The sequence below is a fragment of the Pseudooctadecabacter sp. genome (assembly GCF_020627745.1).
Classification (GTDB): Bacteria; Pseudomonadota; Alphaproteobacteria; order Rhodobacterales; family Rhodobacteraceae; genus Octadecabacter.
The window spans coordinates 17,200-20,430 of the sequence record NZ_JAHDGE010000042.1; the positions used below are offsets into that span (position 1 = coordinate 17,200).

Here is a 3,231-nt window from a genome sequence, read left to right on the forward strand (position 1 = left end):
GTTGACCGTGTCGCCACCCCGCGTGAGGCCGCGCGCGCCTTTGTGCAGGTTGTCAATCAGGTCGAACCGGTGGCCGAACGCGAATGCCGCCGCCGCGCCCCGCGCCTGAATTGCGATTTCCTGATCGTGGTGGATGACCGCCCCGGTGTGCCTGCGAACGCCTTTCAAACGGTGGACGAACAGGGCCGCCCGATCATCGCCTTTACCCTGCCGCTGATCGCGGAGGCCCGCAACCGCGATGAAATCGCCTTTATTCTGGCGCATGAGGCGGCCCACCATATCGAGGATCATCTGTCGCAGCAGCGGCGCAACGCCAATATCGGGGCCGTGGTCTTCGGCCAGCTGGCGGGTGAATTCGGCGTCGCAGGCGATGCGATCCGCTCGGCGCAGGAACTGGGCGCGGTCGTGGGGGCACGCACCTATTCGCGCGATTTCGAACTCGAGGCGGACCGTCTGGGCACCATCATCGCCGCGCGGGCCGGGTTCGATCCGGTGCGCGGGGCGGAGTTCTTTTTCCGCATTCCCGATCCGGGCGACCAGTTCCTGGGCACCCATCCGCCCAATGCCCAGCGGGTGCAGGTCGTTCTGGACACCGCGTCGCAGCTTTAGGCTGCGGGGTGGTCCACCGGACGCAGTCGCACCACGATGGCCGCCAGTGACAGGGCGATCCAGAACAGCTGGATCAGGACAGAGGCAAGGTTGAACGCCTGTGTCAGGCTGACCAGAACAAGGCTGGCTGCCGCAAGGTTCAGCCAGAAATAAAGATGTGATTGCGACGTGATTTTGTTGAAGGTCAGCAGCGCGTAATTGACGACGTAAAGGGCAAAGCCCAGAACGCCGATCACGTCGAATACCACGCCGGACGTAGGTGTCAAAGACCAGTCCATATCAATTCCAGTTCCAAAAAGGGCCCTTTGTGCCGGTCGTGAATACTGACCGGCGGGGCGGCGGGGGCGCGCAAAATCGCGCCGTCGGAACAAGGATAGATCGGGTCGGGCCTGACGTCAGGTCAGCTTTTCCATACGGTCGGGAAACCCTGACCTTTGCCCGTGCGGGGTCAGGCCACGGGCGTGACGCCCATGGCGATGGCGACGAAAAAGCACACAGAAGCGCAAAGGACAAACCCGTGCCAGATCGCGTTCTGGAACCGCAAGCCGTCAATGCTGAAAATAACGGCGCCCACCGAATAGATCAGCCCACCGGCGATCAACAGGCCCAGTCCCCATGCGGGCAGGATCGGGAACAGTGATGTGAGCAGGGCCACGCTGAGCCAGCCCATCCCTACGTAAAGCGCCGTGCCCCAGTGGCCCGGTTTGCCCCAAAAGAACAGTTTTGTGACCGCACCCACCGCCGCCAGTCCCCAGACCAGCGCCAGCACGCCATAGGCAAAGGCCGATCCGATCAGGATCACCAGCGGTGTATAGGTGCCCGCGATTTTCAGGTAGATGGCCGCGTGATCAATCCGCCGCAGCGCGGGACGCAGCCGTTCCCATGGTGTGAAATGATAACAGGCCGAGGCGACAAAGGACGCAATCAGCGCCGCCCCGTAGATCGAGGCACCGGCAATCGTGCCTGCGTCCATCGTGGCCACGGACCACAGGACCAACAGTACGGTGCCGACAACGGCAAAGCCCACACCGGCGATGTGCATTGCCCCGTCGGCGATGCGTTCACCACGGGTGAACAGGGGGTAGGGGTCTGTGTGTGTCATGCCCCCAACCTAAGCGCTAATCGTTACAGAACCCTTGTGCCGTTGCGTCACGGGGGCACGGGGCGTCCTCACGCCTGTGTCACCCGCGGGGTTTTTGAAACCCGCGCGGTCCGCGCTACGTGTCTGCCACACGAGACATCAACAGGAGACCTCCCCCATGCGTCTGACACTTGCCGCGACCCTGCTGGCCGCGACCCCCATGCTGGCCTTCGCCGCCGGTTCCGGCAGTTCCAACCCGCCTGAACCCACCGAGACGACAGAGGACTGTGCCGAAGGATTGGTTTTCGATCTTGCGACCCAGACCTGCATGACGCCCGAACAATCCACAAACGACGACAGCGCCATGATGGATGCGGTGCGTGAACTGGCCTATGCAGGCCGCTACGCCGATGCACGCAGGGTGCTGGACCAGTTGGACCCGGCAGATAGCATGGTGCAGACCTATTACGGCTTCACCGCGCGCAAGACGGGCGATGTGGAGGGGGCGATGTCCTTCTATCAGGCCGCCTTGACGATTGACCCCGACAACATTCTGGCGCGGTCCTATATGGGCCAGGGCATGGTGGCGATGGGCGATCTGGTCGGCGCGCAGGCGCAACTGTCCGAAATCCGCGCCCGTGACGGGCGTCAGACATGGGCGGAAGTGGCGTTGCGTATGGCGATCGACACCGGTGCTGGTCCGTCCTACTAAGTCGGGTGACATGGTTTAAGGGCCTCGCCTTGGCGGGGCCTTTTTCGTCTGTTGCCTCCGTTGCGGGGTCACGGCAGGGTGCGGCCATGCTGATCCTTGATGGAATTTTCACCGACCGTGGGTCGAAATATGCAGTCTCCGGCGGGCCTTGCGGCAGTGCGGAGGCCGCCAAGGCGTTTGTCAAACAGCTGTGCCGGAAAAAGAAATTCGCCAAGGCGACCCACAACACCTATGCCGTGATCCTGCCCGACGGCACGCCCCTGAAAAACGACGACGGGGAGGCAGGGGCCGGTATGGTGATCCTGCGGATGCTGGAACGTGAGGGGGTCGTGGGCGAAATCGTTGTCGTCACCCGCTGGTTCGGCGGCACGCATCTGGGCGGGGACCGGTTTCGCCGCGTGCAAGACGCCGTGCGGGTCTATCTGGACGCGCGCGCCTGAGCCTTCGCCTGCCGCCGCCGGTGCCAGCGGTAGATCAGCGGCGCGAGGATTTTGTCGTAGGTAAAGACCGTCACCGGCCGCACAACCGGCCAGCCCGTGACCCGCGCCAACCAATGATACCTTGGCATCTGCGCCCAAAGCACGCGAAACGCGGGCATACCGGACAGCAATTCACCGTCATGGGCCACATACAACCGCCGCGCGGCCTGATCCTCGGTCAGGTCCCACTGGGCCAAAGCGTCGGAATTGAGGTCGTCAAACCGGATGGGCAGCCCGCTTTGGTTCGAATACGCCTCGTAATGGCGGATCTCGAAATTGCAGACGGGACATTCGCCGTTGAACAGGACGCGGGTATCGGTGCTATCAGTCATGAGGTGTAGATAGGCGGC

At 63.0% G+C, this 3,231-nt stretch carries 6 protein-coding genes; 3 read left to right on the forward strand and 3 right to left on the reverse strand.

Annotation, left to right across the window (positions count from 1 at the left end; translation table 11 throughout):
- Window positions 1-609: M48 family metalloprotease (locus tag QZ653_RS13215; RefSeq protein WP_296420667.1), on the forward strand; the 609-nt coding region annotated here is incomplete at its 5' end.
- Here the strand turns inward: QZ653_RS13215 and QZ653_RS13220 are convergent.
- Window positions 606-887 (reverse strand): CBU_0592 family membrane protein, encoded by a 282-nt coding sequence (locus tag QZ653_RS13220; RefSeq protein WP_296420669.1) that lies wholly within the window; start codon window positions 885-887, stop codon window positions 606-608. The genes QZ653_RS13215 and QZ653_RS13220 overlap by 4 nt on opposite strands.
- Before the next feature lie 170 nt (window positions 888-1,057).
- Window positions 1,058-1,711, reverse strand: a complete 654-nt coding sequence (gene trhA / locus QZ653_RS13225; protein ID WP_296420670.1) for a PAQR family membrane homeostasis protein TrhA — start codon at window positions 1,709-1,711, stop codon at window positions 1,058-1,060.
- 157 nt (window positions 1,712-1,868) lie between these two features.
- Here trhA and QZ653_RS13230 point away from each other — a divergent pair, with 157 nt between their 5' ends.
- Together QZ653_RS13230 and QZ653_RS13235 are read left to right on the forward strand one after the other, a co-directional pair.
- Entirely contained in the window at window positions 1,869-2,402 is a 534-nt protein-coding gene (locus QZ653_RS13230) for a tetratricopeptide repeat protein (protein WP_296420672.1), read from the forward strand.
- Window positions 2,403-2,488: 86 nt separating this feature from the next.
- Window positions 2,489-2,842 carry a YigZ family protein gene (locus QZ653_RS13235; protein ID WP_296420675.1) on the forward strand — a complete coding sequence of 118 codons (354 nt, stop codon included), beginning with the start codon at window positions 2,489-2,491 and terminating at the stop codon, window positions 2,840-2,842.
- Here the strand turns inward: QZ653_RS13235 and QZ653_RS13240 are convergent.
- Window positions 2,821-3,213, reverse strand: coding sequence for a thiol-disulfide oxidoreductase DCC family protein (locus QZ653_RS13240; protein ID WP_296420676.1), 393 nt, complete (start codon window positions 3,211-3,213; stop codon window positions 2,821-2,823). The genes QZ653_RS13235 and QZ653_RS13240 overlap by 22 nt on opposite strands.
- Between the last annotated feature and the right edge of the window lie 18 nt (window positions 3,214-3,231).